This is a genomic window from Arthrobacter sp. Soil_C_60, assembly GCF_057656375.1.
This window is the reverse complement of the sequence record NZ_JBDGKM010000040.1, coordinates 1-277: the sequence shown is the minus strand read 5'-3', so window position 1 is coordinate 277 and position 277 is coordinate 1. Positions and strand designations below refer to the sequence as shown.

Genomic DNA, 277 nt, shown 5'->3' with positions numbered 1-277 from the left:
ACGCCCTGCCCCGCCGGCACAAGGCAGGACACCTGGGCCATGGTGTCCGGCGCCGGACGGCAGGAGACATGGCGTTCGGTTTCTGCTTTCGCGGCCCTCCGGACCACCGACAGGGGATCCAGCCGCAGCGCCGCCTGCTTCGCCAGCGCCCCGATCCGCTTATCCCCGCACCCGTGCAGCGTCTTCGGATCAGCACACAGTTCCCGGTCGACCTTGGCGCGGTCTTCCACGCTCAGGCAGGCGGTTTCGCGGACCAGGATGGTCGCCCGCCACTCGT

General features: G+C 70.0%; 1 pseudogene. It reads right to left on the bottom strand.

Annotation, left to right across the window (positions count from 1 at the left end):
- Positions 1-277 (bottom strand): annotated as a pseudogene (locus AC3A4M_RS22860) (HNH endonuclease); the annotation flags it as partial.